Raw genomic sequence first — 26,350 nt, forward strand, 5'->3', positions numbered from 1 at the left:
GATCAACTGGAGAACCACACCATGTCCCGACTTCGTTTACCCGCCCTGTTCGCCGCTGCCTTTGCAGCCCTCGTGAGCATCTCGTCCCAGGCCGCCCAGAAAGACCACTTCAGCGTCTGCTGGACTATCTACGCCGGCTGGATGCCCTGGGAATACGCCGGCAGCCAAGGCATCGTCGACAAATGGGCGAAAAAGTACGGCATCAAGATCGATGTGGTGCAACTCAACGACTACGTCGAATCCATCAACCAGTACACCGCCGGCCAGTTCGACGGCTGCACCATGACCAACATGGATGCGCTGACCATTCCGGCTGCCGGTGGCGTCGACAGCACGGCGCTGATCGTCAGCGACTTCTCCAACGGCAACGACGGCATCGTGCTCAAGGGCGAAGGCAAGAAAGTCGCCGACCTCAAGGGCATGGACGTCAACCTGGTTGAGCTCTCTGTCTCTCATTACCTCTTGGCACGGGCGCTCGATTCGGTGGATCTCACCGAGAAAGACCTGAAAGTGGTCAACACTTCCGACGCCGACATCTCGGCCGCCTTCAACACCGATCAGGTCAACGCCGTCACCACCTGGAACCCGATGCTCTCGGACATCAAGGCCAAGCCCGGCGTGACTGAAGTCTTCAACTCCAGCCAGGTCCCCGGCGAAATCATGGACATGATGGTGGTCAACAGCGCCACCCTCAAAGACAACCCGGCCCTGGGCAAAGCCCTGACCGGAGCCTGGTTTGAAGTGGTTGAGTTGATGAACGCGAAAAACACCGCGAGCAAAGCCGCGCTGGAACACATGGCCAAAGCTTCGGGCACTGATCTGGCAGGTTTCCAGGCCCAACTGGACACCACCAAACTGTTTGCCACCCCCAAAGAAGCCCTGGCGTTCTCCACCAGCAAGCAACTGCCGGACACCATGCGCAAAGTCGCCGAGTTCTCCTTCCAACACGGTTTGCTGGGTGAAGGCGCCAAGGACACCAGCGCCATCGGCATGGCCTTCGCCAATGGCGTGACCAGCGGCGACAAAGGCAACCTCAAGCTGCGCTTCGACCCGACTTACGTGCAGATGGCCGCCGACGCCCAGCTGTAAGACAGGAGGAGCTGGCCATGCGCCTGATCAATCGCCACCCGGATCGCCCGAGTCGCTTGCTGTTGGTAATTCTGCCGTTCGCCCTGGTGCTGTTCGCCTACTTCATGGGCTCGGCCGAGCGGTTGACGGACAACCCCAACGACAAACTGCTGCCCAGTGCCGTGCAGATGAGCGACGCGGTGAAACGCCTGGCCTTCACCGCCGACACCCGCACCGGTGAATACCTGCTCTGGCAAGACACCGCTTCCAGCCTGCGACGGCTGGCCATCGGTCTCGGTATCAGTGCAGTGGCCGGGCTCTGCCTGGGCATTGCCGCCGGTACGCTGCCGCTGTTTGGCGCACCGTTATCGCCGGTACTGACAGTGCTGTCGATGGTGCCGCCACTGGCGATCCTGCCGATTTTGTTCATCGTGTTCGGGTTGGGGGAGTTGTCGAAAGTGATGCTGATCGTGATCGGCATCACCCCGTGTCTGGCCCGTGATCTGGAACAGCGCGCCCGGGAAATCCCCGTCGAGTTACTGATCAAGGCGCAGACGCTTGGCGCCTCGACCTGGACCTTGATGCTGCGGGTGGTGCTGCCGCAATTGCTGCCGCGCCTGTTGATCTCGTTGCGATTGATGCTCGGCTCGGCGTGGTTGTTTTTGATCGCCGCCGAAGCCATCGCCTCCACGGACGGTTTGGGTTACCGGATCTTCCTGGTTCGCCGCTACCTGGCGATGGACGTGATTCTGCCCTACGTGGTGTGGATCACTCTGCTCGCCTGGCTGATGGACTGGGGCCTCAAGCGCCTGACCCAGCGCGCTTTTCCCTGGCACCAAGGTGCCTCCAAATGAGTTATGAAGGGGCGCGGGCATGAGCTTCATCAGCGTAAAAAACGTCTGGCAGCAATATGCCGATCAGGTGGTGCTTGAAGGACTGAACCTGAGCGTCAACGAAGGTGAGTTCTGCACCTTGGTCGGCGCGTCGGGTTGCGGCAAGTCGACGTTCCTGCGGCTATTACTGGGCCAGGAACGCGCCAGTCGCGGCGAGATTCTGTTGGACGGTCAAGCGCTGGCTGGCGAACCGGATTCGAGCCGTGGCGTGGTGTTCCAGCGCTACTCGGTGTTCCCGCACCTGACCGTGCTGGACAATGTCGCCCTCGGCCTCGAACTGCCACGCTCCCCCTTACTCGGGCGGTTGTTCGGCCATGCAAAAAAAGACGCTCGGGAACAGGCGGCGGTATTGCTGCACAAAGTCGGTCTCGGCCATTCGCTGGACAAGTACCCGGCGCAGCTCTCAGGTGGTATGCAGCAACGACTGGCGATTGCCCAGGCGCTGATCATGAAACCCCGCGTGTTGCTCCTCGACGAACCGTTCGGCGCCCTCGATCCGGGCATCCGCAAAGACATGCACGCCTTACTGCTGGAGCTGTGGCGCGAGACGCAACTGACGGTGTTCATGGTCACCCACGACTTGTCCGAAGGTTTCAATCTCGGCACCCGTTTGCTGGTATTCGACAAGGTCCGCGTCGACCCGCACGCCCCCGGCGCCTATGGCGCGCGCATCACCTACGACATCCCTTTGAACAGCGACCGCCGCGCCCACCGTGCCGCCGTCGACGCACTGCCAGCTCAGTTGGTTGGCACGCTTCGCATCGCCTAGAGGAATTTGCACATGACTGACTCAACCCAACTGTTCCCGCCCTTTGCAGAAGAAATGCTCCCCGGCGGCGGCCATCGCTCCTTTGTATTGAAACGCGGCCAATTACTGCGCCTGACCGATCTGCGCGGCGGCGCCAATGTCAGCCTGACGCTGCTCAACGCCAATGAAAAAACCGAACGCCTGAACCTGCCCGACAGCCTCAAATGCCAACACACCGCCAAGCTCACCAGCGGCCATTGCCTGTATTCGGACATGGGTCGCGTACTGGCGGCCATCACGGCCGATACCTGCGGCTGGAGCGATAGCCTCGGCGGCGTGCTGTGCGCTGAAGAAGTCGCGCAAAAGTACGGCTCAGGCCGTTATCAGGAACTGCGCAACGGCTTCTTTCGCAACGGCACCGACAACCTGTTGGTAGAGCTGGGCAAGTGGGGGTTGGGCCTGTCCGACCTGCTGATGACCCTTAACCTGTTCAGCCGCGTCAATGTCGATGAGACCGGTCGCTTCCATTTTGTGGAGGGCAATTCCAAGGCCGGGGATTACATCGAGCTGTATGCGCCGATGGACACCCTGGTGGTGCTCACCGCGCTGCAACACCCGATGGATCCGGCGCCTGAGTACGCACCCAAACCGCTGAAGCTCAGCTGGATGAACGCCGACGCCAGCATCGCCGAACACTGTCGCACCTCGCGCCCGGAAAACGTGCGTGGATTCATCAACACCGACCGCCTGTTCGCTTGAGGATCGCTGCCATGTCACTTGCAATCGCTACTGTTCACAAGCAACCAGAAACCGCGGTCTACCGCGCCACCATCCCCGCCGGCGAACCCTGGCTGATGGAGGTCAAGGCCGGCCAGACCCTGCGTATCCTCGACCTGGAAGGCAATCAGGCGGTCGACACTCTGTTCTACAGCCTCGCCAATCCCAAGGAGCGCTATGACGTGCAGCGCACGTTGCGGCGGCAGAACAGCGTCTACCTGAGCACTGGCAGCGTGCTCTATTCCAACCTCGGCAAGCCGATGCTGACCATCGTCGAAGACACTTGCGGGCGTCACGACACCCTCGGCGGTGCCTGCGCGCAAGAGAGCAATACCGTGCGTTACGCCCTGGAAAAACGCTACATGCACAGCTGCCGCGACAATTACCTGCGCGCCTGCGCCCACGACGGGCGACTGGGCAAGGGCGATATCGGGCCGAACATCAATTTCTTCATGAACGTGCCGGTGACGGCCGATGGCGGGCTGACGTTTGAAGACGGGATTTCAGCGCCAGGCAAATACGTCGACCTGCGCGCCGAGATGGACGTGATCGTACTGATCTCCAACTGCCCGCAACTGAACAACCCATGCAACGCCTACAACCCCACCCCTGCGGAGCTTTTGGTATGGAACTGAAATTGGCGCGTTTACGGCGGTGGTTGTTTGCCTTGTGTCAGGCCCGCTCCGGCCAGTGCCTCAAACAACGCTGATCCCTGTGGCGAGGGAGCTTGCTCCCGCTGGGTCGCGAAGCGGCCCCAAACCCTGCAATAGCGCTATGTCTGACGGACCGCAGCAGCAGGTTTCGCGACTGCTGCGCAGCCGAGCGGGACGGTGTGGCGATCCGACAAGCTCCCTCACCACAAAAAAGCGTGAATTTTGTTCATCCGGGACGGCCCGGGTGCATCTCAAAAAACTGCGGGACGGCCCGCATCCCAGGTCGAGGCTGATGCGCTATCGCCTCCAGGGGTTATGCCATGTTCGAAAAAGTCCTCATCGCCAACCGCGGCGCCATCGCCTGCCGCATCCTGCGTACCCTGCAAGAATTGCAGGTCAAGGGCGTCGCGGTTTACTCCGAAGCCGACGCCGCCAGCCTGCATATCCTGCAAGCCGATGAAGCCCACAGCCTGGGCGAAGGCGCAGCCGCCGGCACTTATCTGGCCGTGGACAAAATCCTCGCCATCTCCAAAGCCACCGGCGCCACGGCGATCCATCCCGGCTACGGCTTCCTCTCGGAAAATGCCGCCTTCGCCGAAGCCTGCGAAGCCGCCAACATTGCCTTTATTGGCCCGACGCCACAGCAACTGCGAGTCTTCGGTCTCAAGCACACCGCCCGCGCCCTGGCCAAACAACACGGCGTGCCGATGCTCGAAGGCACCGAACTGCTCGACAGCCTCGATGCAGCCCTGATCGCCAGCGAACAGGTCGGTTACCCGGTGATGCTCAAAAGCACCGCCGGCGGTGGCGGTATCGGTATGCGCGTGTGCCGCAGCGCCGCTGAATTGAGCGAATCATTCGAAGCCGTCAAACGCCTCGGTCAGAACAACTTCAGCGACGCCGGCGTGTTTATCGAGAAGTACATCCAGCGCGCCCGGCACCTGGAAGTGCAGGTATTCGGCGACGGCCAGGGCGAGGTGATTGCTCTGGGCGTGCGCGACTGCTCGGTGCAACGGCGCAACCAGAAAGTCCTCGAAGAAACCCCGGCACCCAACCTGCCCGACGGCATGGCCGAAGCGCTCTGCGCGGCAGCAATCAAACTCGCCAAAGCAGTGAATTACCGCAGCGCCGGCACCGTAGAGTTCGTCTTCGACAGCGACACCCAGCGTTTCTATTTTCTTGAAGTGAACACCCGTTTGCAGGTGGAGCACGGCGTCACCGAACAAGTGTGGGGCGTGGATCTGGTGCGCTGGATGGTGGCGCTGGCGGCCGGAGATTTACCGCCATTGAGCGAGTTGAGTCAAGGTTTGCAAGCCGACGGCCACGCGATTCAGGCAAGGCTCTACGCCGAAGATCCTGGGCGGGATTTTCAACCGAGTCCCGGGTTGCTGACAGCGGTAAATTTTCCCGTCGCCGATGGCAAACAACTGCGCATCGACACGTGGGTCGAGGCCGGTTGCGAGATCCCGCCGTACTTCGATCCAATGATTGCCAAGGTCATCCGCTGGGCGCCGACTCGCGAAGAAGCCCGCGCTGACCTGCTCCAAACCTTGGGCGACAGCCTGTTGTACGGAGTGGAAACCAACCGCGATTACCTGCGGCAGATTTTGCTCGATGCGCCCTTCGCCAGCGGCCAGCCGTGGACCCGTTGCCTGGAGGGGCTGGTCTATCAGGCCAACACCTTTGAGGTGATCAGCGCCGGCACCCAGACCAGCGTTCAGGATTATCCGGGGCGTCTCGGGTATTGGGCAGTCGGCGTGCCTCCGTCGGGGCCGATGGACAGCCGAGCTTTGCGTTCAGGCAACCTTTTGCTGGGTAACGACGAAGGTGCCGCAGCGCTGGAAATCACCATGAGCGGGCCGATGTTGCGCTTCAATTGTGATGCGGTTGTGGCGGTGACCGGTGCGCAGATTCCATTGACGCTGAACGGTGAAACGGCGCCGATGAACACCACGCTGCGGGTTCCGGCCGGTGCCACATTGCATCTCGGCACGATCGCCGGTGCAGGCGCTCGCAGCTATCTGTGCCTGCGCGGTGGTCTGCAAGTGCCGGATTATCTGGGTAGCAAAAGTACGTTCACGCTGGGTCAGTTTGGTGGGCATGGCGGTCGTGCATTGCGAGCCGGTGACGTGCTGCATGTGCCAGCCTTGAGCGACCGCAGTGCGGGCATTCAATTGCCTGAAGAACAGGTCTGCGAGTTATCGGCCGTGCGGCAAATCCGGGTGATCTACGGCCCCCACGGCGCACCGGAATACTTCACCGAAAACTACATCGGCACCTTCTTCGCGACCCAATGGGAAGTGCATTTCAACTCCAGCCGCACCGGTGTGCGACTGATCGGGCCGAAGCCTGAATGGGTGCGGGCCGACGGCGGCGAGGCCGGGCTGCATCCATCGAACATTCACGACAATCCGTATGCGATTGGCGCGGTGGATTTCACCGGTGATATGCCGGTGATCCTCGGTCCCGATGGCCCGAGTCTCGGTGGATTTGTCTGCCCGGTGACGGTGATCGAAGCGGACCTTTGGCAACTCGGGCAACTGAAGGCTGGAGACAAGGTGCAGTTTTTGCCGGTCGATCTGAAAACCGCTCGCTCTCTGGCAATGCAGAACCATTGTGGCGAGGGGGCTTGTCGGAACGCCGCATCGCTCCGTTCGGCTGCGAAGCAGTCGCCAATCAGTCAACTCGATACATCTGATACTGCGCGATTGCAGGTATTGGGGCCGCTGCGCGACCCAACGGGGGCAAGCCCCCTCGCCACAGGTAATGTGTTCCCACAGGGGGTTGTGTCGCCTGTGGTGTTGGATATCGGGCAGGACGACACCCGGCTGGTGGCGAGATTGTCGGGCGATACTCATTTGTTACTGGAAATCGGCGCCCCGGAACTGGACCTGGTCCTGCGCTTCCGCGCCCACGCGCTGATGCAGGCATTGGAAAGCAAAAACCTGCACGGCGTGATCGACCTGACACCGGGCATTCGCTCGCTGCAAGTGCATTACCAACCCGAACAACTGCCGCTCGCCGATCTGCTGGGCATTGTCGCCGGTGAATGGGACGCCGTGTGCGCCGCCAAAGACTTGCAGGTCCCTTCGCGCATCGTGCATCTGCCGTTGTCCTGGGACGACCCGACCTGCCAGTTGGCCATCGAGAAATACATGACCACCGTGCGCAAGGACGCCCCATGGTGCCCGAGCAATCTGGAGTTCATCCGGCGCATCAACGACCTGCCGAACCTCGACGAAGTGCAACGCACGGTGTTCGACGCCAGCTATCTGGTGATGGGGCTGGGCGATGTCTACCTCGGCGCACCGGTCGCCACCCCGCTCGATCCTCGGCATCGTCTGGTGACTACCAAGTACAACCCGGCCCGCACCTGGACCGCGGAAAATTCGGTAGGCATCGGCGGCGCCTACATGTGCGTGTACGGCATGGAAGGCCCCGGTGGTTATCAGTTCGTCGGCCGTACCTTGCAGATGTGGAACCGCTACCGCGAGGTCGCCGCGTTCGATGGCAAACCGTGGCTGTTGCGGTTCTTCGATCAGATCCGTTTCTACCCGGTAAGCGCCGATGAACTGCTGCGCATTCGACGGGATTTCCCGCTCGGACGCTTCGCTCTGAACATCGAGCACAGCCAGTTGAACCTCGCGGATTACCAGGCGTTTCTGGCGAAAGAAGCCCAGAGCATTGCAGCGTTTCGGAATCAGCAAAAAAGTGCGTTCGATGCCGAGCGCGAACGCTGGATCGCCAGCGGCCAGGCGCATTTCGACAGCGAAGAACTGGCATCGCAAGTGACTGAAGAGGCGCCGTTGGCCGACGGTCAACAGAGCATCGACAGCCACATCGCCGGCAACCTCTGGCAGGTTCAGGTGCAGGCCGGCAGCCGAGTGGTCGCGGGTGATGTGCTGGTGATTCTGGAGTCGATGAAGATGGAAATCCCGCTGCTCGCGCCCATGGCCGGGGTGGTGCGCGAGATTCGTGTGCAACCGGGTTCGGCGGTGCGCGCCGGACAGCGTGTCGTGGTGCTTGAACTCGACTGAAGCCATTCCAACAAGGATCTGAAGCATGAACATCAATCTGCAACTCGACGCCCTGCGCAACGCTTACCGTGACGGCCAAATCACGCCTCGGCAACTGCTGCCGAGCCTGCGGGAAAAAGCTGCTGCGCTGAACCCGGACTATCACCTGTTCATCCATTTGCTCAGTGTCGAGGAGCTGGAACCGTACCTCAGCGCGCTCGACGAGCGTGACCCGGCCAGCCTGCCGCTGTACGGCGTACCGTTCGCGATCAAGGACAATATCGATCTGGCGGGCATTCCCACCACGGCGGCATGTCCGGCGTTTGCCTACGTGCCGGAGCGTTCGGCAACCATCGTCGAACAACTGCTGGCGCTGGGCGCGATCCCGTTGGGCAAGACCAATCTCGACCAGTTCGCCACCGGCCTCAACGGCAGCCGCTCGCCGTATGGCGCTTGCCCGAACAGCGTGTTGCCGGAATATCCGTCGGGCGGTTCCAGCGCCGGGTCTTCACTGGCGGTGGCACTCGGCGTGGCGAGTTTTTCCCTGGGCACGGACACCGCAGGCTCCGGGCGCGTACCGGCGGCACTGAACAATCTGGTCGGTTTGAAAGCCACCAAGGGGCTGATCTCCACAGCCGGGGTGGTTCCGGCTTGTCGCACGCTGGACTGCGTGACCACCTTCACTTCAACCGCTCGGGAAGCCAGTCAGTTGTTGGCACTGACCGCTCATCTCGACCCACGGGACGAATACAGCCGCAACAACCCACTATGGAATGACGGCTCAGCTTTCGGCACACCGCGCGCGTTTCGTTTCGGTGTGCCGCGCGCGCAAGACCTTAAGTTCTTCGGCTGCCCTGAAGGCCCATTGTTGTTCGGCGATGCCATCGACCAGCTCAAAGCCATGGGCGGTGAAGCGGTCGAACTGGATTTGTCGCCCTTCCTTGAAGCGGCGCGGTTGCTCTACGAAGGGCCGTGGGTGGCCGAGCGTTACAGTGTGGCCGGCAAGTTGATGGAGCAAAATCCTCAAGCCGTGCTGCCGGTGATTCGTGCGGTGCTGGCCAAGGCCCCGGCGGTGACCGGCGTGCAAACCTTCTGCGCCCACTACCGGCTGCAAGCCTTGAAGGCGCTGTGCGACAGAGCATTGGTGGGCCTCGACTGCGTGCTGACGCCAACCATTGGCCGTCCGGTGACGTTGGCGGAACTTGCCGCCGAACCGGTACTGCGCAACTCGGAACTGGGCTACTACACCAACTTCATGAACCTGCTCGATTACGCTGCCGTCGCCGTGCCCAGCGGATTGATGGGCAATGGTTTGCCATGGGGCGTGACCTTGTTTGGTCGCGCGTTTACCGATCAGTATCTGTTGAGCGTGGCGGATGCTCTGCAACGTCAGCAGGGCCTGGCTTCACTTGCCCCGGCCGCCATCGCACGCAATGACCGGGCTCGGCTGGTGGTCTGTGGTGCACATCTGGATGGCCTGGCACTGAACTGGCAGCTCAAGCAGCGTGGAGCCCGGCTGGTCGAAACGACTCAGAGTTCGCCAAACTATCAGCTGTATGCCCTGGCCGGCGGCCCACCGTATCGCCCCGGCATGGTCCGCGTGAAAGAAGGCGGCATGGCAATAGCGGTGGAAGTGTGGGAGTTACCGAGCAGTGAATTGGGTTCGTTCCTGACCGGGATCCCGGCGCCGCTGGGACTGGGTAAGGTGCAACTGGCGGATGGGCGCTGGGAAAGCGGGTTTATCTGTGAGCCGTATGGGTTGGAGGGCGCGCTGGAGATCAGTCATTTGGGTGGATGGCGTGCGTATCTGAAAAGCCTGGGTTGATTTCTCGAATCTGCGGCAAGCCGGCTCCTGCGTGATTTGTGCAGGCGCCGGCTTGCACATGAGTGCCTGCCGACCGATCATGCGCTGCTCGGGCCAAGCGAACCGGCCATCACCGAATGACCCCTTGATGAATAAACCTGACCTCTGCCCGGCCTGCGGCGCCTCCAACGACTGCAGCCTGGCTGACCCACGAACGGTCGATCGTGCGTGCTGGTGCTACGGCGTCAGCATCGACCCGGCGGTGTTCGAAACGCTGCCGGCAGAGCTGCGCGACAAGTCCTGCCTGTGCCCGGCCTGCGCCCGGGTCGAGGCGCAGTTGCAAGCAGCCGCCTGGCCGATCACGTAAGATGCGCGGCACTCTCCCACCGAATCCTCCCACCGAACCCTAGCCATGCGCGTTGACCGCTTCCTCAGCAACCTGCCCCGCTTCAACCGCAAGCAGGTACGCCTGTTGCTGGTGGAAAAGCGCGTCAGGGTCGACGGAACTATCGTCAGCGATCCTCACGCCGAGGTGCTTGAGTTCAGCCGCGTGGAAGTCGACAACGAGGTGCTGCAAGTCGGCAAACCGGCACGCTACTTCATGCTGCACAAACCACCCGGCTGTGTCAGCGCCACCCGCGACCCGCAACACCCGACCGTACTCGACCTGATCCATGAACCGGACAAGGATGACCTGCACATCGCCGGTCGCCTGGACTTCAACACCACCGGCCTGATGCTAATCACCAACGATGGCAGTTGGTCACGACGCCTGACCCAACCGCAGACCAAACTGCCCAAGGTCTACTACGTCGAGACACAGCAGGACATCACTGCCGAGTACGCGATCACGTTCGCCAAAGGCCTGTATTTCGCCTTCGAAGACCTCACCACCCAACCTGCCGAACTGGCCGTGCTCGGGGCGAAATCGGCGCGCCTGAGCATCGTCGAGGGCCGCTATCATCAGGTAAAACGGATGTTCGGCCACTTCGACAACAAGGTGATGCGCCTGCACCGCGAACGCATGGGACCGCTGGTGCTCGACGATGCGTTGAAGCCGGGCGAATACCGGCCGTTGAGCAATGAAGAGATCCGATTGATCTAAGCGGATGACCGCTCAGCAGAAAACTGCTGAACAATTTACGAAAGATACTTGCGCGATGACGTGACCCCTGCTTGAATCAGGACGTCGGCGCGAAATGTGACCGACGAGTCACCAAAACTACTCTAAGAAACTTTTTGCCGGCAGAGAACCCTCAGGTTCCGCCTTCCCCCGGCAAACTGCCCGCTTATAACAATACCCGTCGACCAGCGTGCAATGGATCGACATGGGCCTTCAAAAATTCCAGGCGTATGCCTACCTGTCACAAAGCTCGTGCAATCTGATTTGCGCGCATACCCGCTTGCCAGGAGTCTTATGTCATGAGGCCAGAAATCGCTGTGCTGGATATACAGGGTCAGTATCGGGTTTACACGGAGTTCTATCGCGCAGACGCCGCAGAAAAGACCATCATTCTGGTCAACGGCTCGATGTCCACGACTGCGTCGTTTGCCCAAACCGTGAAAAACCTTTATCCGCAGTTCAATGTGGTGTGCTACGACCAGCCCTATGCGGGCAAGTCCAAGGCTCACAACCTGCATGAGAAAATGCTGACCAAGGAAATCGAAGGGCAGATCCTCCTTGAGCTGATCGACCACTTCGCCGCCGAACACGTACTGTCGTTTTCCTTTGGTGGCGCCGCCACGCTCGTCGCCCTGGCCCAACGACCACGGCGCATCGAAAAGGCCGTGATCAGCTCGTTCTCGCCGGTGGTCAACGAGCACATGCTCGACTATCTTGAGCGCGGTGTCGATTATCTCGGCAGCCGGGACGGTAACCGGGTCGGTGACTTGGTGAACAGCACCATCGGCAAACACCTGCCCTCGCTGTTCAAGCGTTTCAATTACCGTCACGTCAGTTCGTTGGCCGAACATGAATACGGGCAGATGCACTTTCACATCAACGACGTGCTCAACAGCGATCGCAACTGCTACCTGAACGCGGCGAAGAAAATCAACGTGCCAGTGCTGTTCATGAACGGCGAATGGGACGAGTACACCGCCCCCGCCGATGCCAGGCTGTTCGCCGGCCATGTGGAGCACAGCACCTTCAGCACCCTTCAGGCTACCGGCCACTTCCTCGACATGGAACACAAAACCGCTTGCCAAGACAGCCGTAACGCACTGCTGGGCTTCCTGAAACCGGCGCAACTCGAAAGCCGACCGCGTTACCAGTACGTCCAGGACCACCATGCATTTGCAATCTGAAACAGAGTCATCGCGAGCAAGCTCAGCCCTGCAGCGTTAAGCGCATTCCTGTAGGAGCGAGGCTTGCCCGCGAATGACCGCAATGCGGTCTCTGCTTTCGTTTCACCCGTGCTAAAGCCATCGCGCGCAAAGAAAAACTTCATTTTCACGCCGACATCTGGTACAAAGTCAGCCGCTCTGAGCGGGTGTCGTATAATGGCATTACTCCAGCTTCCCAAGCTGATAACGAGGGTTCGATTCCCTTCACCCGCTCCAATCAGATTTCAGTCTCACGTTGTTTTTTGACGGGGGATGCAGGTAAAGAAAAAACCGGCCTTGATGGCCGGTTTTTTTGTGTCTGGGGTTTGGTGGAATCAGGCTCTGAGGCATCTCCCCATTTTCGTCCATTGCCCACTGATCGATGAGTAAGTGCTCTCGGGGCGTTAACGACTACCCTGAAGTCTGTTAGCGTTTTTTTCGAAAAATACGGATTTATTATCAAATTTCATCAAGCGTTAATATTTTCATATATACGGAAATTAGCGTTTTCGCATATGATCGACGTTCTGTTAGCGTTTTTCTTGCCCCAGTAAAGGATTTCGTCAATGCAAGTCGGTTTCAAGACCCTCGCGAACCGTTACGACATCGCACTGGCACAGCCTCTACGAGTCGACTCGATGATCGGCACTGTACGTGTCAGTCGAGAAAGTGACGGAAATGTGGAGAACCGGTATCCGGCAAGCTATCGGCCCGCAGACGATTTCGCAGGACATTTCGAATTCGGCCTCAAGTACGAAGAGATCCACCTCGAATTCTTCGCCCGCCTGTTTGCGGCCATAGGTCCGCAGCCTGTCGAAGACTGGTGTCGACGGGAGCCATTCGGCCAGTATGCCCGTCGCACGGGATTCCTCTACGAATGGCTGACAGGGCAACGTCTGGATGTGCCAGACGTGACCAATGGCGGCTATGTTGATGTACTTTCGCCAAAAGATTACCTGACTCGTCGCGAGGCACTGCGAACGCGGCGTTGGCGAGTCAATAACAACCTGCCGGGGACGGCGGGGTTCTGCCCCTTGGTTCGTCGTACAGCGCCAGTGCAGGAGGCCCTGCAATTCGATCTACGCGAGGCATTGGATGAATTGGATCAGGCCTTTGGCCCCGACATCCTGATGCGTACCGCCAGTTGGCTGACATTCAAGGAATCGCGCGCGAGCTTTCTCATCGAAAAGGAAGCCGACCAGGCCGATCGCATCCAGCGGTTTGCCCATGTCATCGCCCAGTATTGCGGACATATCAAAGACCCGTTGAGCAACGACAGCCTGCAATCCCTGCAAGCCGGCATTCTGGGGCGTGATGCCATTGGCCTGGGCTTGCGGCGCTCCCCTGTGTTTGTGGGTCAGGCCACGATGCGCGAGGACATCGTGCATTACATTGCCCCCCATTTCGCGGATCTTGCACAGCTATTGGCAGGACTCAACGAGTTTGAAGTTGCAACGCGTGGTGCGGAATCATTGGCACGTGCCGCTGTGTTGGCATTTGGCTTCGTGTACATCCATCCCATGCGCGATGGCAATGGCCGGATCCATCGCTTCCTGATCAACGACACCCTGATTCGCGATAAGGCCGTGCCCGACGGCGTGATACTGCCGGTGTCAGCCACAATCACGAGTTCGATCGACTTCAGGGCCGGCTATGACCGTACGCTCGAAGTGTTCTCGCGACCGTTCATGCGACGTTACGCAGCGGCCTATCGGTTCGGCGAACTCGTGACCTACGAGGACGGGACTCGCAGCAACTTCATCTTCGATGAATACGAAGACGCGTGTTTTGCCTGGCGGTATCCCGATCTGACCGAACATGTCCTGTACACCGCACGCGTCGTTGAACACACGATTCGAAAGGAAATGGCAGATGAAGCCCGAGTACTGGTGATCTTTCAGCGAGCTCAGGAGCAGCTGAAAGAGGTACTGGAAATGCCGGACCTGGATGCGAACCGCATCATCCGTTCCATCAAGGAGAACGGCTGGGTGGTGTCCGGCAAGCTAAAGAAAGGGTACCCGCAGCTTGAAGATGAGCGCATGGCGGGACGCGTCGTGGAGGCCGTACGTTCTGCATTTGAGGATCGAGAGATGGGTGCAGGCGAAGAAGGATCTTTCGGCGAATCCGGATAAGGCGCTGGGGGTGGATTAGAAAAAACGGCCTTGATAGCCGTTTTTTTGTACCCGGGATTTGGTCGAGTCGTGACCGGTCTAGCTGTTTGCTGATAAATAAATCCGTCACCTTTTTCCCCCGCCTTTTTCCCCCATATCCATACTCTGCCGGTGAACAGGCAATAGCGGGCTCTCGTTCCGTCAGGCATAACTATCACCTGAAGCACTTGGCCTAGTCGTAATAATACCTTGCATATTCTGGAAGAGGACTATCACCAAAGCGGAGCTTTTTCTGGCTGCGTCTTTGAAACTCTATTGCGTATCGCCGCCTGCGACTTCCCTGCAGTACAGCAAGAGGCACGAGGAGCAAAGGGAGCGAAATAGTCCATGCCAGAATTTTCTGCTCTCTGATGGTTTTCTCCACGTGCCCTTTCTTGTTGTCGAGCAGAAGGTAGCATATAACTTTTTTATCCCAGTCGTCGGATAATGGCGCTGCCGTTTTATCCAGCAAGCAATTGCCTGCGCTCATTTCCCAGGAGTCAGATACATGAAATGACTGTGGAAGATAAGAGGTGAAAGAGAAAGCATGGCTATTGGCAACCCAAAACCATTGGCCGGTTTTATTTACTTTAAATAAGGCAGCATTGGGGGTGTGAATGGCGAAAAAAATTAGAACGGAAAAAAGCAGAACTATTGCAACGAACGTTTTTACAAATTTTGGCTGCGAAATTTTAAAGGTTTGCTCTGTTGGATCGAAATAAGGGCGCGCTCTTTTGATCTCATTAAGTCGTATGCCCGATTGTTCTGCCCAAGCGATTAATTTATCCATCGCATAAGGTGTTTTGACATTCAACTTAAATTTAAAGTTGAAGTGATCCAGGTCCAGTTCTTGTTGTTGATGTCTTTTTAGCTTGTCATGATTAAATGAATGTTTATTGCCAATTAGATCAGATATTCGATTTCTGATTATGGAGAGCGATTCTGTGACCGTGCAAATATAAATTATATATAGTACGGTCATTCCTGCCGCAAAGAGAGGCGCGATTTTTTGCCACTTTTCCACCGAAACGGAAATGTAGCCAAAGAATTGTGGATCCATTGCTTGTCCTATTAGATTTTCAGGAGTTCTGTTTCATCCATCCTAGAGTCCCTCTAGAGAGGCGAGCAGTTTGGCTAGGTCGGTGAGATTGGCCGCCGTGACGATGTCGTATTCTCCTCGACTGCTCAGCCGATAAACCTCTCGGGCTTTTTTAACGCGCTCGAGGAGAGGGACGACTATCCCTGATGCCCTTTCGAGAAACTCATTGATGTCCGCACGTGTCTGGGGAATCTTGTAGCCCTTTGCCGCGCTCGTAATGATGACGTCTGCATCGCGAAGTTTGGCAACGCCACTGGAGCGAATTCTCTGGTCGTTGACCTCCCCAAACCCCCTGTCTTTTAGGTGGGCAATGATTTCTGCGGTTGGCACATAATCTTTGGTGACGAATTCGCTCTGAAACCTCAAGAACCGCAAAATGCTTAGCTGCAGGCGTTCATCCTCATCCAGATGCTGACCAACGCGTTCGCTGAAACGGTCAGCCTGGCGGAGAGCTTCCTGATGCACCTGGTAGTCTGCATATCCAGATTCATCTGTCGGAGGCGGTAGGAACGACTGATACCTTAGTGGCCACTCCAGCAGGCCAAGAGTCAGCTTTCCGAGGATTTTCTTATAGGCCAGCACCGCATCCTCCGAAGCCTTCCCTTCATAGATCTGTGCGACCGATCCGGCAAAAAAATCTGCAACCTGAATCAGAACATTGTCCTTGCTGGACATCGTCCGGAAAGCATTTTCATCACCGAACAGATCATCGACGAACCGATCTACAACGTAGCTTTTGAGGCTCTGCTGGAACTCATGGCCACCATGCTCGTCAACGGTCATCTGGAGATTGCGGCAGGTGCTGAAGAGGCGTTCGTAGAGCAATCCATTCACGTATTTGATGAATGAAGTTTTAAAGCGAAGCCCACCATCTTTATGGATTCTCGACTTATCAACGACGGTGAAATAGAGCTTGAATGGCAGTTCGGCTAATTCGTTCAGAATCCGAGCGCGACGATCTGAATCCTTAGCCTTCAGCTTGCTGGACTTGATCTCGCCAGTTTGAAAATTGCGCTTTCGCAACACTTCAGCTTGAGCATGGACGGCATCGAAGTTTTTCTCTGCGACCAGGATGGAGCACACGATGAAGAAGCCCGAGCTCCCCGTCTTTGATGTGTCCAAGTCGGCATTCCCGGACTCATCCACGAAGGCATACGTTCTGTCCAATTTGCGTGCTCCATCATCATCCGTCTGATCGCGTCGGATCGCCCAGCGGCATGGGGGCGGTCTCAGTTGGTTGCAGTGGTGGTGCCTGGCGCAGGGCCTTCGCTGAACGTGTAGTTGATAACCACGTCATTGCGGATCAGGACGTCGAGCGTTTTCTGAGTGCCAGTAGTCGTCACCTTCATAGTGACAACATAACTTTGGGCGTGGGCTGAGCCATTGGTGTAGGTGTATACCCATTTCTCGTCAGTCTCGCTGACTGCGCTCTTGGCGTAAGGCTCACCGAACAGCGACTTCAACTCGGTAGTCGTAGTTTTACCCTTGGTGATACTCGCCACACTGGCCGATGGAAAGTCCCGGCCTGCGGTGAAGTGCGACGTAGCGCAACCGCCAAGTGCCAAACAAATGCCCATAACTGCGATGAGACTTTTCATATTCGTCCTTGATGGTAGAGAGTTCCAAATCCTAGCTGCCATCTAGGCCAAAAGCCATCACCAAGTTATCAGCTTCTTCCGCGTTCTCACAGCAATCAGAGCACCTTGGCGCCCCAGCTAGCTTGACCGTCGTCCCCGCTATCTGGCTTTGACCGTCCACAATTGCTCTACCTTCCGTTGTCTGCTGATCGATGAGTAAGTGCTCTCGGGGCGTTAGCGACTCCTCTGAAGTCTGTTGGCGTTTTTTTCAGAAAACACGGATTTATTATCAAATTTCATCAAGCGTTAACATTTTCATAGCGTTTGGGATACCTCTACGAATGACTGACAGGGGAACGTCTGGATGTGGCGCTGCAATGCAGAACTCGTCAGCGCACGCCAAGCCCCAATCCCCCCTCCAAGCCTTGACGCCTCCCGCCCCGCATACTAGCGAATGCTATACTTCCTACGAATCGCATGAAGTGTGCAACGTTCCCCACGTGCACAGACATCGACTGCAAATCTCAGTTAACGGCTGCAGGACAAAGGAGGTCTACAGCCAACACGAGATGGGAGGTGTGGCATGAACCGACACTATTACATCAGTGACAATCTCGACGATCTTGAAGCCGTTGAAAATGAGCTGGAAGCCAACGGCATCGACACCGAACAAATTCATGTGCTCAGTGAAAAAGTTGCTGATGTTGAAGAGCATCACCTCCACGAGGTCAACTCGTTGATGAAGCAGGATGTTGTTCACTCTGGCGAGATTGGTGCGGTGGTTGGTGTGCCTCTCGCGGCGCTGGTCCTTGGTGGCGCCTATTGGCTAGGCTGGACCGAATCCGCCGCAGGCTGGGTGCCTTTTATCTTCCTTGCGATTGTTATATTTGGCTTCTGCATCTGGGAAGGCGGCTTTTTCGGGTTCCAGGTGCCGAACACTCACTTCCGCAGTTTTAAAGAGGTGGTGGATGAAGGCAAACATATCTTCTTCGTAGATGTTGAGCCGGGTCAGGAATCGGTACTGGACCGGGTAATCGAACATCATCCAAAGCTGACGATCGCCGGCACGGGAACGGCAGCCCCCCACTGGACAGTGGCCTGGCAGCACAAATGGCATCAGTTCAAGCGAGTGATATCGGGTTAGCCCCTGGAGGCTCAAGGTCATCCGGACGTTGATTATTGGCCGAAGAAAATCACTCGGCTGAGGAAAACATAGTCCGCCTCGCTGGCCATCAGCCCGACGAGCACCAGCAAACACAACGGTGGTACCAATATGGCGTAGACCATGGCCAACCGTTCCCAGGCCATATGCATGAAGATGGAGACAATTAAGCCTGCCTTCAACAACATGAAAGTGATAATCAGGGCCCACCGAAGGTAGCCATGGAAGTGAAAATAGTCGACGAGGTATGACATCGTGCTGAGGACGAATAACAGCCCCCAAATCTTAAGGTACAAACCAATCGGATGTTGTTGACCCTGAGCATGCGCCATCACCCGTGCTCCTCTACCATAAATAGAAGAATGCAAAAATAAACACCCACACCAAATCCACGAAGTGCCAGTAAAGCCCGGCTATCTCGACGTTCTGATAGTTTCCGGAGCGCTCATAATCTCCTCGCAGTACCTTCATCGCCACAATGCTGAGGTAGATAGCACCTATTGACACATGCAGTCCGTGGAAACCGGTAATCATGAAAAAGCTGGCACCAAATTGCGCCGCCCCCATGGGATTCCCCCAAGGACGCACCCCTTCGGCGATGAGCTTGCTCCATTCAAATGCCTGCATGCTGACGAAGGTCACACCCAAGGCAGCGGTCGCCAGCATCAGGGCCGTGGTTTTCGCGCGATCACGGCGATAGGCGAAGTTAACGGCCATGGCCATGGTGCCGCTGCTGCTGATCAGCACGAAGGTCATGATGGCGATCAGAATAAGCGGGATTTCTCTGCCGCCGATCGTCAATGCGAACACCTCACTGGGGTTCGGCCAGGGGGCGGTGATGGTCATGCGGACCGACATGTAGCCGGTCAAAAAACAGGTGAATATAAACGTATCGCTGAGCAGGAATATCCACATCATCGCCTTGCCCCAGGGGACCTGCTTGAAGGCCTCCCTATCCGAGGCCCAGTCGCTGGCGATGCCCTGCCATCCGGGTGCAGATGGCGAGCCTGGTGGACTGGATGAACTTGACTCGCTTGGGGCTTCTTGTGGGTGCGATGCCATGGCTTTTCACCTCAGGCCGCAGAATCTGGCGATGGCTTCATAGGTTTGCGGCGTGCTGGTCAGCAGCGCGAATAGCACGAACCAAAGACCCAATAAGTAGTGCCAATAGATCGCACAGAGTTCTACGCTGGCGCTGAGTTGCGGCAATGGCACATGACGCAGGAATTTAACGACGGTTCTGCCCCAGGCAATCAACCCGCCCAGCAGATGGAGACCGTGCACACCGGTCAACAGGTAGAAGAAACTGTTGGCCGGATTGCTGGCGACAAAGTAGCCCCAGGCGACAAACTGCTGCCAGACCCAGAGTTGTCCCGTCAGAAAGGCAATTGCAAATACGCCCCCCAATACAAAGCCAATGACCGTTGCGTCCAGTCGAGCCTGTCGAGCGGCCACGCGCGCCCACTGCAGTGCGATGCAACTCAATACCAGAAAAGCCGAATTCACCCACAGCGGCCACGGATTGGCTAACGGCGCCAAGGGGTCTGTCAGGGGTAGCCAGTCGGCCATTTGTGAGCGGGCGACGAAGGCGAGCAGGAAGAGAAAGAATAACGAACTCACCACAGCCAGAAACAAGCGCAGGCCTATCCTTGCCGTTTGGCTTCTATCAGTGGCGGCCTGAATACCCTCAGGATCGCGATTCCAACTGCCGCCGGGGTCAGCGCCGTCAGCGTTTCTCAATAGCAGTCTGTTCATGTTTTAACGTCCGCTATCTTGGTTCCGGCACTGAGTAGCCGCATTTGCTCCAACTCCTCGGCGGAGACCGTTTGCGGAACGAAATCCTGCTCTATCCCCGGCACGCTGTAGTCATAAGCCCACCGATGCACGACCGGCAGCTTCGCTCCCCAATTACCGTGTATCGGCGGCGTATTCGGCGTTTGCCATTCCAGACTGGCCGCCCCCCAAGGGTTACTGCCCGCGGGTTTACCTTTAAATGCACTCCAGGCCAGGTTGAACAGAAACAGCAACTGGGAAACGCCGACGGTCAATGCGACCACCGTAATGAAGGCATTCAATTCTTGCGCCGACTGCGGGATGAATGCGTAGTTTTCATAGGCGTAGTAACGACGCGGCATGCCCTGGAAACCCAGGTAGTGCATGGGGAAGAAGATGGCGTAGGTGCCCAGAAAGGTAATCCAGAAATGCAACTTGCCCAGGGTGTCGTTCAACATGTGCCCGGTGACTTTCGGGAACCAATGATAAATGCCGCCGAACACCACCAGTACCGGCGCGACCCCCATGACCATATGGAAATGGGCGACGACGAAATAGGTGTCCGAGAGCGGAATGTCCACGATCACATTACCGAGAAACAACCCGGTCAGACCGCCGACCAGGAAGGTGACGATAAAGGCCAGGGCAAAGAGCATGGGCACGGTCAGATGGATGTCGCCGCGCCACAGGGTCAGCACCCAGTTGTAGACTTTCAATGCGGTCGGCACCGCGATGATCAAGGTAGTGACCGCGAAGAAAAAGCCAAAGTACGGGTTCATTCCGCTGACATACATATGGTGCGCCCAGACCACAAAGCTGAGTACGCCAATCGCAATAATGGCCCACACCATCATTCGGTAACCGAAGATATTTTTACGCGCATGGGTGCTGATCAAGTCGGAGACCAGGCCAAACGCAGGGAGAGCAACGATGTAGACCTCCGGGTGGCCGAAGAACCAGAACAGGTGCTGGAACAATATCGGGCTGCCACCCTGGTGATCGAGCGACTGCCCCAACGAGACCATCGCCGGCATAAAGAAGCTGGTGCCCAACAGCTTGTCAAACAGCATCATGACTGCACTGACGAACAACGCCGGGAAGGCCAGCAAGGCCATGATCGAGGCCATGAAGATTCCCCATACGGAGAGCGGCATGCGAAACAATGTCATACCGTGCGTGCGCGCCTGCAATACCGTGGTGACGTAGTTCAAACCGCCCATGGTGGCGGCGACAATAAAAATCGCCAGTGAGACGAGCATCAGGACGATGCCCCATTGGACCCCCGGTGTCCCCTGAGAAATGGACTGTGGCGGATAGAGTGTCCAACCAGCACCGGTGGGGCCGCCAGGGACAAAGAAACTGGAGAGCAACACCACTACAGCTAGCAGGTAGAACCAGTAACTCAGCATGTTGACATAGGGGAAGACCATGTCGCGGGCGCCCACCATCAGCGGAATCAGATAGTTGCCGAAGCCCCCTAGAAACAAGGCTGTCAGCAAGTAAATGACCATGATCATGCCGTGCATGGTCATCGCCTGATAGTAAGCATTGGCGTCCATGAACGCCAAAGCGCCAGGGAAGCCAATCTGTATGCGCATCAAGCCGGACAACACCACGGCGATAACGCCCACGAATATAGCCGTCAAGGAATATTGAATGGCGATGACCTTGTGGTCCTGACTCCAGATATATTTGGTCAGGAAGCTTTTAGGCTCGTGCAGTGCTTCTGTTTCGGCTTGCTCCGCATAGGCCATCACGTCATCCTCCTGTCGAAGTTTCGGTGCGTTCCTGGCTGCTTTACGGCTACTTCCCTGGCTCCGCCTTGCTCGTATCGGCATCGGCATTCGCTTTGGATTTGATAAAAGCGATCAGTGCGTTCAACTCCTTATCACTCGGAGCAAAAGCCGGCATGACGGCGGCATAGCCCTTGACGATTTTGGCAGCGGGATTAAGAACTGAATCTTTTATATAACCCTCATCGACCTTTATGCTCGTACCGTCGGCAAGGGTCTCTGTCTTGCCGTACAGGCCCTGCCAGCTGGGGCCGATGCCCTTGCTGCCATCGACACTGTGGCAGGCCAGACAACCGAGCGATTTGGCCAGTTGCTGTCCCTGCGCCGCCAAGTCTTCACCGGGGCTCGGCGCTTGGCCGGCAGAAGACTCATCGCCTTGTTGCGCAGCACCCAGTGATTTGATCAGGGCGACGAGTGCACCCAGTTCATCGTCATTGAGAGTATAGGTCACCATGACCGGCGGGTAGCCTTGTACCAGGCGAGCCTTCGGATCGAGGATCGACTCTTTCAGGTAGGCCTCATCGACCTGCACACTGCTGCCATCGGCAAGCTGTTCAGTGCGGCCGTACAAGCCCTTCCATCCCGGCCCGAGACTGGCACTGCCATCCTGGCTATGGCAGGCCCCGCAGCCGAGTTTTTCGACCAACATGCGACCTTTTTCCAGCACGCTATCCTGGCTGGGCTTGGCAGCTGTCGCTAATGTCTGCGCAAACGTCGGTTGGCTGTTCAGCCATTGATCGAAGACGTCCTGTTCTTCCACGATCATATGGCCGCGCATGTTGTAGTGACCTACGCCACAATATTCAGCGCACAGGATTTCATAGTTCCCGGATTTAGTCGGCGTAAACCAAAAATACGACACCATCCCCGGCACCATGTCCATCTTGCTACGCATTTGCGGTACATAGAAATCGTGCAGTACATCTTTGGATCGCAGTAAAACTTTCACCGGCTTATCGAGCGGAAGACGAACTTCATTGTTTTTTATCAGTACATCGTCCTGCCCGGCAGGATCATTGGGATCAAGGCCGAGGGGGTTAGTGGAATCAACAAACTTGATATCCGACTTACCCAACTTCCCGTCTTTACCAGGGAAGCGAAAGGCCCACTGCCACTGCTGGGCGATCACTTCAAGCTCATAGGCATTTTTTGGCACCCGGATAAAATCATTGTAAACAACCAGGCCTGGCGCCAGCATGGCGATAATACCTACCGAGGTAACGATGATTAACCACAACTCCAACTTTTTACTTTCTGGCTGGTAGTGCGCCTTGGCCCCCTCCTTGTGACGATAACGCATCACGGCTACCGCCATGAATACCGTGATGGCGATGAAAAATATTCCGCTAATGATCAGGGTGATGAACAGGGTGGTGTCTATGGATCCCCAGTTGGAAGCTGCCGGTGTTGCATGCCAAGGCGCGAGTATATTGAAGAGTACTGATGCAATAACGATTAGTATCAAGACAATTGCTATTGCCATGTTCTCTTCATCCTGTTCCTGTTGCTCATTGGTTATGCCAAAGCATCGCCGCTGACGTCCAAGCAGGGCAGACAACTGCCACCCATCCCGGTGGCAAAGTCAGTAAGAAGTATAGAGCCATCGGGCTGGACCGTGAGGTGGGCAAGCGAGGTCCGGTTGCCAGCTATACTCAATTTCAGATTACGGACGGCAGAGATCGGCCAGCAGCGGCCGAAAAAAACGAACCCCTGCCTATGCGTAGTAGTCAGATCAGTGATGGCGTTGAGTTAAAAAGAGACAAGCGCCGCCGAGTCCAGCAGTCCACGATGGAGGTTTTGTCATGAGTGCCCTGACGCTCGAAGGCTGGTGCAAGCCCAGTCCCGACCAGAAGTCCATCCCGGTTGGTGAGATCCATTTTTACGTCGACGGCCCCCTCCATCTGCGTCTGGAGCAAGCTGAAGAACGCCTGCAGAAGACCCATGAGCGTGAAGCCATGGTCGACGTCGACATGAGTACAATGGATTTGGTCTTGCCAGAGGGATACGGCCCCTTGTCCGATTGCCAAATGCGCGTCTATATACATAAAGAGCACGATTACGAGCGCGGTCAGTTCCATTTGGTCGGGCATCGAGCGAGCGATGGCAGCGTGATCTATACCAACGCGGTTATGATTGACCAGTTGCTTTAGCAACACCATGCCCTGCCTGATCGATCCTCGGGCCATCAGACTTGAATCCCCGAAGTATCCGCCTGGAAATAAAAATGCCAGTCAGCCTGACTGACTGGCATTCCCCTTGAAAGGCTCGCTTCTTGAAGATCGGCTAGAGCGTGTAAGAAATACCGACCTGAACTGTTCTCGGCTCACCAGGGTAGGCATAGACATTGCCAAAGGCGCCTTCTTCATAGTCACGGTCAAACAGGTTCTTCACATCGAGATTGAGCCTGACCTTGTCATTGACCTTGTAGAAACCGAGCAGATCGACAACGGTGTAACTGCCCATCGAAAACGCCGTGTTAGTGGTCTGGCCCGCACGCTCATCGACGTACTTACCACCCGCACCCAAGCCTAGCCCTTTGAAAGTGCCATCCTGGAACTCGTAGACGTTGAGCAGGCTGAAGCTGTTCTGCGGAATGTTCATCAGCCGGGTTCCCGACTGGATCACATTGTCCTTGGTGACCTCGGCATCGACATAGGCATAGCCGCCAATCACTCGCCACTCTGGAGTCAGATTGCCGGCCACGTTCAGATCAAAGCCACGGCTGCGCACCTCACCGGCCGCTACGCTGAATGTAGAGTCCACAGGATCGGTGGTGAGGACGTTGCGTTTTTCAATCTGGTATATCGCCGCATCAACACTCAACTGGCGATCCAGGGCTTCCCATTTGATACCCATCTCATAAGACTTGCCTTTTTCCGGCTCAAAACCTCCGCCCTGACGGCTGGCCCCCGTATTGGGCTTGAAGGAGCGCGCTGCATCGGCATACACCGCTACCGTATCGGTGAGATCGTAAATCACCCCAAGACGCGGCGTCACCGCATTGTCGCTCGCAGCCCAGCTCCTGCCACCCGGCACAAAAGTTTCGTAGTCGTGCTCAAAACGCTCGAAGCGGGCGCCCGCCAAGACTTTTAAACGCTCGGTCAACGCCACCTGATCCTGAACGAAGGCTGCGTATGTCTTGAGGTTTTCCTTGTCGTTGGTCGGGGTACGGGTCAAGGCTGGACGCGGCTGGCCGTACACCGGATTGAAGAGGTCGATCGAATAGGCGCCGACCGCTCCGCTGGAGCGCTGGATGATGGACTTGTAGTCATAATCCTCGTACTCGACACCGGTCAACAGCGTGTGCTCGAAGCCGCCCGTGGAGAAATGCCCGGTGAGGTTCAGTTGAGTGTCTTTGTCCGTCCACTCCAGCTTGCGGTAGCTGAAGTTACGACCCAACGTGCGCCCATCAGCGGCAACACCATTGGCTTCAATTGCGTTGCCCTGCAAGGTGCCATCGAGCCATTGAAAACCACCACCCAATGTCCAGTTATCGCTTAGCAGGTGCTCGAACCGCAGCTGCGCCATGTTGTTGTCGTTGTGTAATTTGCCCGCGTCTTTTTCACCGAAGAAGGTGTCACGAGACGCTGTGCCAATTTGATTCGGATAGCGCGTCAGACCGCGGTCCAGAGGGTGATTGTTGCGCATGAAGTCGCCCTCGAAAATCACCTTGGTGTCGTCGTTGGCCTGCCAGGAAAGAACCGGCGTCACACCATAACGTTCGGTTTCGACATGATCACGGAAGGTTTCCCCGCCCTCGCCCACCACATTCAGGCGATACGCCAGACGACCTTCTTCGTCGAGCGGGCCAGAAGCATCCAGCGTACCGCGCTGCATACCCTGGTCATCGAGCTGACTCCCCAGAGTGACGGAGCGCTCAGCCAGCGGCTGTTTGGAGACCACGTTAAACGTGCCACCCGGGTCGCCTCGACCGTAGAGCATGGTCGCTGGGCCGCGCAGCACCTCCAGCCGCTCGATGGTGTTTGCGTCAGGCATGTTCGGATAACCACGGTTGATTGGAAAACCGTTGCGATAAAACTCTCCGGTGGTAAATCCACGCACTGTAAAGGTGGTCAGCCCCTGACCACCGAAGTTGTTAGCCCGCCCCACTCCGCCGGCATAATCGAGTGCGTCCTGAAGGCGAGTTGCACCGATGTCCTCTACAACATCCTTGGACACCACGCTAATGGACTGTGGCGTTTCGTGAATCGCAGTGTCGGTTCGTGTCGCACTGGCCGACCGTATTGCGTGATACCCCTTCACCGGCCCTTGTGCTGTTTCATAGTCCGTCGTACCGATGATGTCGGTCGCTTGCAATTCCAGACTGGTCTTTTCCGTAGCGGCTTGCTCTGCCCATGTAGACGGAGAAAACGCCTGGAGCACACAGATAGAAATCAGAGTACGACGCATTGATGATGAACCTTGGTGGAGAGGCCAAATGAGACGGCATACGTGCCAATAATTTGCGGCGCATGATATACCGTATCGTTAGCCTTTGATACGTATTCGCAT

General features: G+C 57.1%; 22 protein-coding genes and 1 tRNA gene. 14 read left to right on the top strand and 9 right to left on the bottom strand.

The features are described from left to right. Positions 1–21 precede the first annotated feature (21 nt). The 12 genes from ACZ9BB_RS17700 (at position 22) to ACZ9BB_RS17755 (ending at position 14,416) form a co-directional block, all read left to right on the top strand. The gene (locus ACZ9BB_RS17700; RefSeq protein ID WP_476214892.1) at positions 22–1,089 is read left to right on the top strand and encodes a putative urea ABC transporter substrate-binding protein; all 1,068 of its coding nucleotides are present in this window, start codon (positions 22–24) and stop codon (positions 1,087–1,089) included. A 17-nt stretch (positions 1,090–1,106) separates the two neighbouring features. Continuing rightward, positions 1,107–1,922 carry an ABC transporter permease gene (locus ACZ9BB_RS17705; RefSeq protein WP_476214894.1) on the top strand — a complete coding sequence of 272 codons (816 nt, stop codon included), beginning with the start codon at positions 1,107–1,109 and terminating at the stop codon, positions 1,920–1,922. Between the two features lie 19 nt (positions 1,923–1,941). Next, positions 1,942–2,730 carry an ABC transporter ATP-binding protein gene (locus tag ACZ9BB_RS17710; RefSeq protein ID WP_476214896.1) on the top strand — a complete coding sequence of 263 codons (789 nt, stop codon included), beginning with the start codon at positions 1,942–1,944 and terminating at the stop codon, positions 2,728–2,730. 12 nt (positions 2,731–2,742) lie between these two features. Further along, positions 2,743–3,468 (top strand): urea amidolyase associated protein UAAP1, encoded by a 726-nt coding sequence (locus tag ACZ9BB_RS17715; RefSeq protein ID WP_476214898.1) that lies wholly within the window; start codon positions 2,743–2,745, stop codon positions 3,466–3,468. 11 nt (positions 3,469–3,479) lie between these two features. After that, the gene (locus ACZ9BB_RS17720; protein ID WP_476214900.1) at positions 3,480–4,121 is read left to right on the top strand and encodes an urea amidolyase associated protein UAAP2; all 642 of its coding nucleotides are present in this window, start codon (positions 3,480–3,482) and stop codon (positions 4,119–4,121) included. A gap of 338 nt (positions 4,122–4,459) precedes the next feature. Next, on the top strand, positions 4,460–8,176 hold the full coding sequence (gene uca, locus ACZ9BB_RS17725; RefSeq protein WP_476214902.1) for an urea carboxylase: 3,717 nt from the start codon (positions 4,460–4,462) through the stop codon (positions 8,174–8,176). A 25-nt stretch (positions 8,177–8,201) separates the two neighbouring features. After that, positions 8,202–9,980, top strand: coding sequence for an allophanate hydrolase (atzF, locus tag ACZ9BB_RS17730; protein ID WP_476214903.1), 1,779 nt, complete (start codon positions 8,202–8,204; stop codon positions 9,978–9,980). A 127-nt stretch (positions 9,981–10,107) separates the two neighbouring features. Next, the gene (locus tag ACZ9BB_RS17735; RefSeq protein WP_019580865.1) at positions 10,108–10,326 is read left to right on the top strand and encodes a cysteine-rich CWC family protein; all 219 of its coding nucleotides are present in this window, start codon (positions 10,108–10,110) and stop codon (positions 10,324–10,326) included. Between the two features lie 45 nt (positions 10,327–10,371). Continuing rightward, positions 10,372–11,064, top strand: coding sequence for a pseudouridine synthase (locus tag ACZ9BB_RS17740; protein WP_476214906.1), 693 nt, complete (start codon positions 10,372–10,374; stop codon positions 11,062–11,064). A 317-nt stretch (positions 11,065–11,381) separates the two neighbouring features. Continuing rightward, positions 11,382–12,266: an alpha/beta fold hydrolase gene (locus ACZ9BB_RS17745; RefSeq protein ID WP_476214908.1), complete on the top strand. Its 885-nt coding sequence runs from the start codon at positions 11,382–11,384 to the stop codon at positions 12,264–12,266. A 181-nt stretch (positions 12,267–12,447) separates the two neighbouring features. Next, positions 12,448–12,521: transfer RNA gene (locus ACZ9BB_RS17750), tRNA-Gly, on the top strand. Positions 12,522–12,850: 329 nt separating this feature from the next. After that, on the top strand, positions 12,851–14,416 hold the full coding sequence (locus ACZ9BB_RS17755; protein ID WP_476214910.1) for a Fic family protein: 1,566 nt from the start codon (positions 12,851–12,853) through the stop codon (positions 14,414–14,416). Positions 14,417–14,627: 211 nt separating this feature from the next. On the opposite strand, the gene ACZ9BB_RS17760 is transcribed toward ACZ9BB_RS17755, so the two are convergent. The 3 genes from ACZ9BB_RS17760 to ACZ9BB_RS17770 all read right to left on the bottom strand — a co-directional run bounded on the left by ACZ9BB_RS17760 (position 14,628) and on the right by ACZ9BB_RS17770 (position 17,131). Continuing rightward, on the bottom strand, positions 14,628–15,494 hold the full coding sequence (locus tag ACZ9BB_RS17760; protein ID WP_476214912.1) for a DUF6216 family protein: 867 nt from the start codon (positions 15,492–15,494) through the stop codon (positions 14,628–14,630). A gap of 42 nt (positions 15,495–15,536) precedes the next feature. After that, entirely contained in the window at positions 15,537–16,679 is a 1,143-nt protein-coding gene (locus ACZ9BB_RS17765; RefSeq protein WP_476218343.1) for a DUF3800 domain-containing protein, read from the bottom strand. An 83-nt stretch (positions 16,680–16,762) separates the two neighbouring features. Continuing rightward, positions 16,763–17,131 carry a hypothetical protein gene (locus tag ACZ9BB_RS17770; protein WP_476214914.1) on the bottom strand — a complete coding sequence of 123 codons (369 nt, stop codon included), beginning with the start codon at positions 17,129–17,131 and terminating at the stop codon, positions 16,763–16,765. 562 nt (positions 17,132–17,693) lie between these two features. On the opposite strand from ACZ9BB_RS17770, the gene ACZ9BB_RS17775 reads away from it, so the two are divergent. After that, positions 17,694–18,254, top strand: a complete 561-nt coding sequence (locus ACZ9BB_RS17775) for a magnesium transporter (RefSeq protein ID WP_476214916.1) — start codon at positions 17,694–17,696, stop codon at positions 18,252–18,254. 32 nt (positions 18,255–18,286) lie between these two features. On the opposite strand, the gene ACZ9BB_RS17780 is transcribed toward ACZ9BB_RS17775, so the two are convergent. The 5 genes from ACZ9BB_RS17780 to ACZ9BB_RS17800 are packed head-to-tail and all read right to left on the bottom strand — an operon-like array spanning position 18,287 to position 23,321. Then, positions 18,287–18,604, bottom strand: a complete 318-nt coding sequence (locus ACZ9BB_RS17780) for a cytochrome C oxidase subunit IV family protein (protein ID WP_476214918.1) — start codon at positions 18,602–18,604, stop codon at positions 18,287–18,289. Between the two features lie 13 nt (positions 18,605–18,617). After that, positions 18,618–19,334 (bottom strand): heme-copper oxidase subunit III family protein, encoded by a 717-nt coding sequence (locus ACZ9BB_RS17785; protein WP_476214920.1) that lies wholly within the window; start codon positions 19,332–19,334, stop codon positions 18,618–18,620. 6 nt (positions 19,335–19,340) lie between these two features. Beyond that, complete coding sequence (locus ACZ9BB_RS17790; RefSeq protein WP_476214922.1) at positions 19,341–20,027, bottom strand: cytochrome c oxidase subunit 3; 687 nt, start codon at positions 20,025–20,027, stop codon at positions 19,341–19,343. After that, positions 20,024–21,799, bottom strand: a complete 1,776-nt coding sequence (gene ctaD, locus ACZ9BB_RS17795) for a cytochrome c oxidase subunit I (protein ID WP_476214924.1) — start codon at positions 21,797–21,799, stop codon at positions 20,024–20,026. Before ctaD ends, ACZ9BB_RS17790 begins: the two co-directional genes overlap by 4 nt. Before the next feature lie 49 nt (positions 21,800–21,848). Then, positions 21,849–23,321, bottom strand: coding sequence for a c-type cytochrome (locus ACZ9BB_RS17800; protein ID WP_476218345.1), 1,473 nt, complete (start codon positions 23,319–23,321; stop codon positions 21,849–21,851). 319 nt (positions 23,322–23,640) lie between these two features. Here ACZ9BB_RS17800 and ACZ9BB_RS17805 point away from each other — a divergent pair, with 319 nt between their 5' ends. Further along, complete coding sequence (locus tag ACZ9BB_RS17805) at positions 23,641–23,988, top strand: hypothetical protein (protein ID WP_476214926.1); 348 nt, start codon at positions 23,641–23,643, stop codon at positions 23,986–23,988. A gap of 133 nt (positions 23,989–24,121) precedes the next feature. On the opposite strand, the gene ACZ9BB_RS17810 is transcribed toward ACZ9BB_RS17805, so the two are convergent. After that, the gene (locus ACZ9BB_RS17810; RefSeq protein WP_476214927.1) at positions 24,122–26,248 is read right to left on the bottom strand and encodes a TonB-dependent siderophore receptor; all 2,127 of its coding nucleotides are present in this window, start codon (positions 26,246–26,248) and stop codon (positions 24,122–24,124) included. Positions 26,249–26,350 lie beyond the last annotated feature (102 nt).

The sequence above is a fragment of the Pseudomonas sp. TE3552 genome, assembly GCF_056278945.1.

What these genes read in the sequence shown, in the direction of transcription:
- ACZ9BB_RS17700 (WP_476214892.1), top strand. Translation starts at nt 22, where the DNA reads ATGTCCCGACTTCGTTTACCCGCCCTGTTCGCCGCTGCCTTTGCAGCC.
- ACZ9BB_RS17705 (WP_476214894.1), top strand. Translation starts at nt 1,107, where the DNA reads ATGCGCCTGATCAATCGCCACCCGGATCGCCCGAGTCGCTTGCTGTTG.
- ACZ9BB_RS17710 (WP_476214896.1), top strand. Translation starts at nt 1,942, where the DNA reads ATGAGCTTCATCAGCGTAAAAAACGTCTGGCAGCAATATGCCGATCAG.
- ACZ9BB_RS17715 (WP_476214898.1), top strand. Translation starts at nt 2,743, where the DNA reads ATGACTGACTCAACCCAACTGTTCCCGCCCTTTGCAGAAGAAATGCTC.
- ACZ9BB_RS17720 (WP_476214900.1), top strand. Translation starts at nt 3,480, where the DNA reads ATGTCACTTGCAATCGCTACTGTTCACAAGCAACCAGAAACCGCGGTC.
- uca (WP_476214902.1), top strand. Translation starts at nt 4,460, where the DNA reads ATGTTCGAAAAAGTCCTCATCGCCAACCGCGGCGCCATCGCCTGCCGC.
- atzF (WP_476214903.1), top strand. Translation starts at nt 8,202, where the DNA reads ATGAACATCAATCTGCAACTCGACGCCCTGCGCAACGCTTACCGTGAC.
- ACZ9BB_RS17735 (WP_019580865.1), top strand. Translation starts at nt 10,108, where the DNA reads ATGAATAAACCTGACCTCTGCCCGGCCTGCGGCGCCTCCAACGACTGC.
- ACZ9BB_RS17740 (WP_476214906.1), top strand. Translation starts at nt 10,372, where the DNA reads ATGCGCGTTGACCGCTTCCTCAGCAACCTGCCCCGCTTCAACCGCAAG.
- ACZ9BB_RS17745 (WP_476214908.1), top strand. Translation starts at nt 11,382, where the DNA reads ATGAGGCCAGAAATCGCTGTGCTGGATATACAGGGTCAGTATCGGGTT.
- ACZ9BB_RS17755 (WP_476214910.1), top strand. Translation starts at nt 12,851, where the DNA reads ATGCAAGTCGGTTTCAAGACCCTCGCGAACCGTTACGACATCGCACTG.
- ACZ9BB_RS17760 (WP_476214912.1), bottom strand. Translation starts at nt 15,494, where the DNA reads ATGGATCCACAATTCTTTGGCTACATTTCCGTTTCGGTGGAAAAGTGG.
- ACZ9BB_RS17770 (WP_476214914.1), bottom strand. Translation starts at nt 17,131, where the DNA reads ATGAAAAGTCTCATCGCAGTTATGGGCATTTGTTTGGCACTTGGCGGT.
- ACZ9BB_RS17775 (WP_476214916.1), top strand. Translation starts at nt 17,694, where the DNA reads ATGAACCGACACTATTACATCAGTGACAATCTCGACGATCTTGAAGCC.
- ACZ9BB_RS17780 (WP_476214918.1), bottom strand. Translation starts at nt 18,604, where the DNA reads ATGGCGCATGCTCAGGGTCAACAACATCCGATTGGTTTGTACCTTAAG.
- ACZ9BB_RS17785 (WP_476214920.1), bottom strand. Translation starts at nt 19,334, where the DNA reads ATGGCATCGCACCCACAAGAAGCCCCAAGCGAGTCAAGTTCATCCAGT.
- ACZ9BB_RS17790 (WP_476214922.1), bottom strand. Translation starts at nt 20,027, where the DNA reads ATGAACAGACTGCTATTGAGAAACGCTGACGGCGCTGACCCCGGCGGC.
- ctaD (WP_476214924.1), bottom strand. Translation starts at nt 21,799, where the DNA reads ATGGCCTATGCGGAGCAAGCCGAAACAGAAGCACTGCACGAGCCTAAA.
- ACZ9BB_RS17800 (WP_476218345.1), bottom strand. Translation starts at nt 23,321, where the DNA reads ATGGCAATAGCAATTGTCTTGATACTAATCGTTATTGCATCAGTACTC.
- ACZ9BB_RS17805 (WP_476214926.1), top strand. Translation starts at nt 23,641, where the DNA reads ATGAGTGCCCTGACGCTCGAAGGCTGGTGCAAGCCCAGTCCCGACCAG.
- ACZ9BB_RS17810 (WP_476214927.1), bottom strand. Translation starts at nt 26,248, where the DNA reads ATGCGTCGTACTCTGATTTCTATCTGTGTGCTCCAGGCGTTTTCTCCG.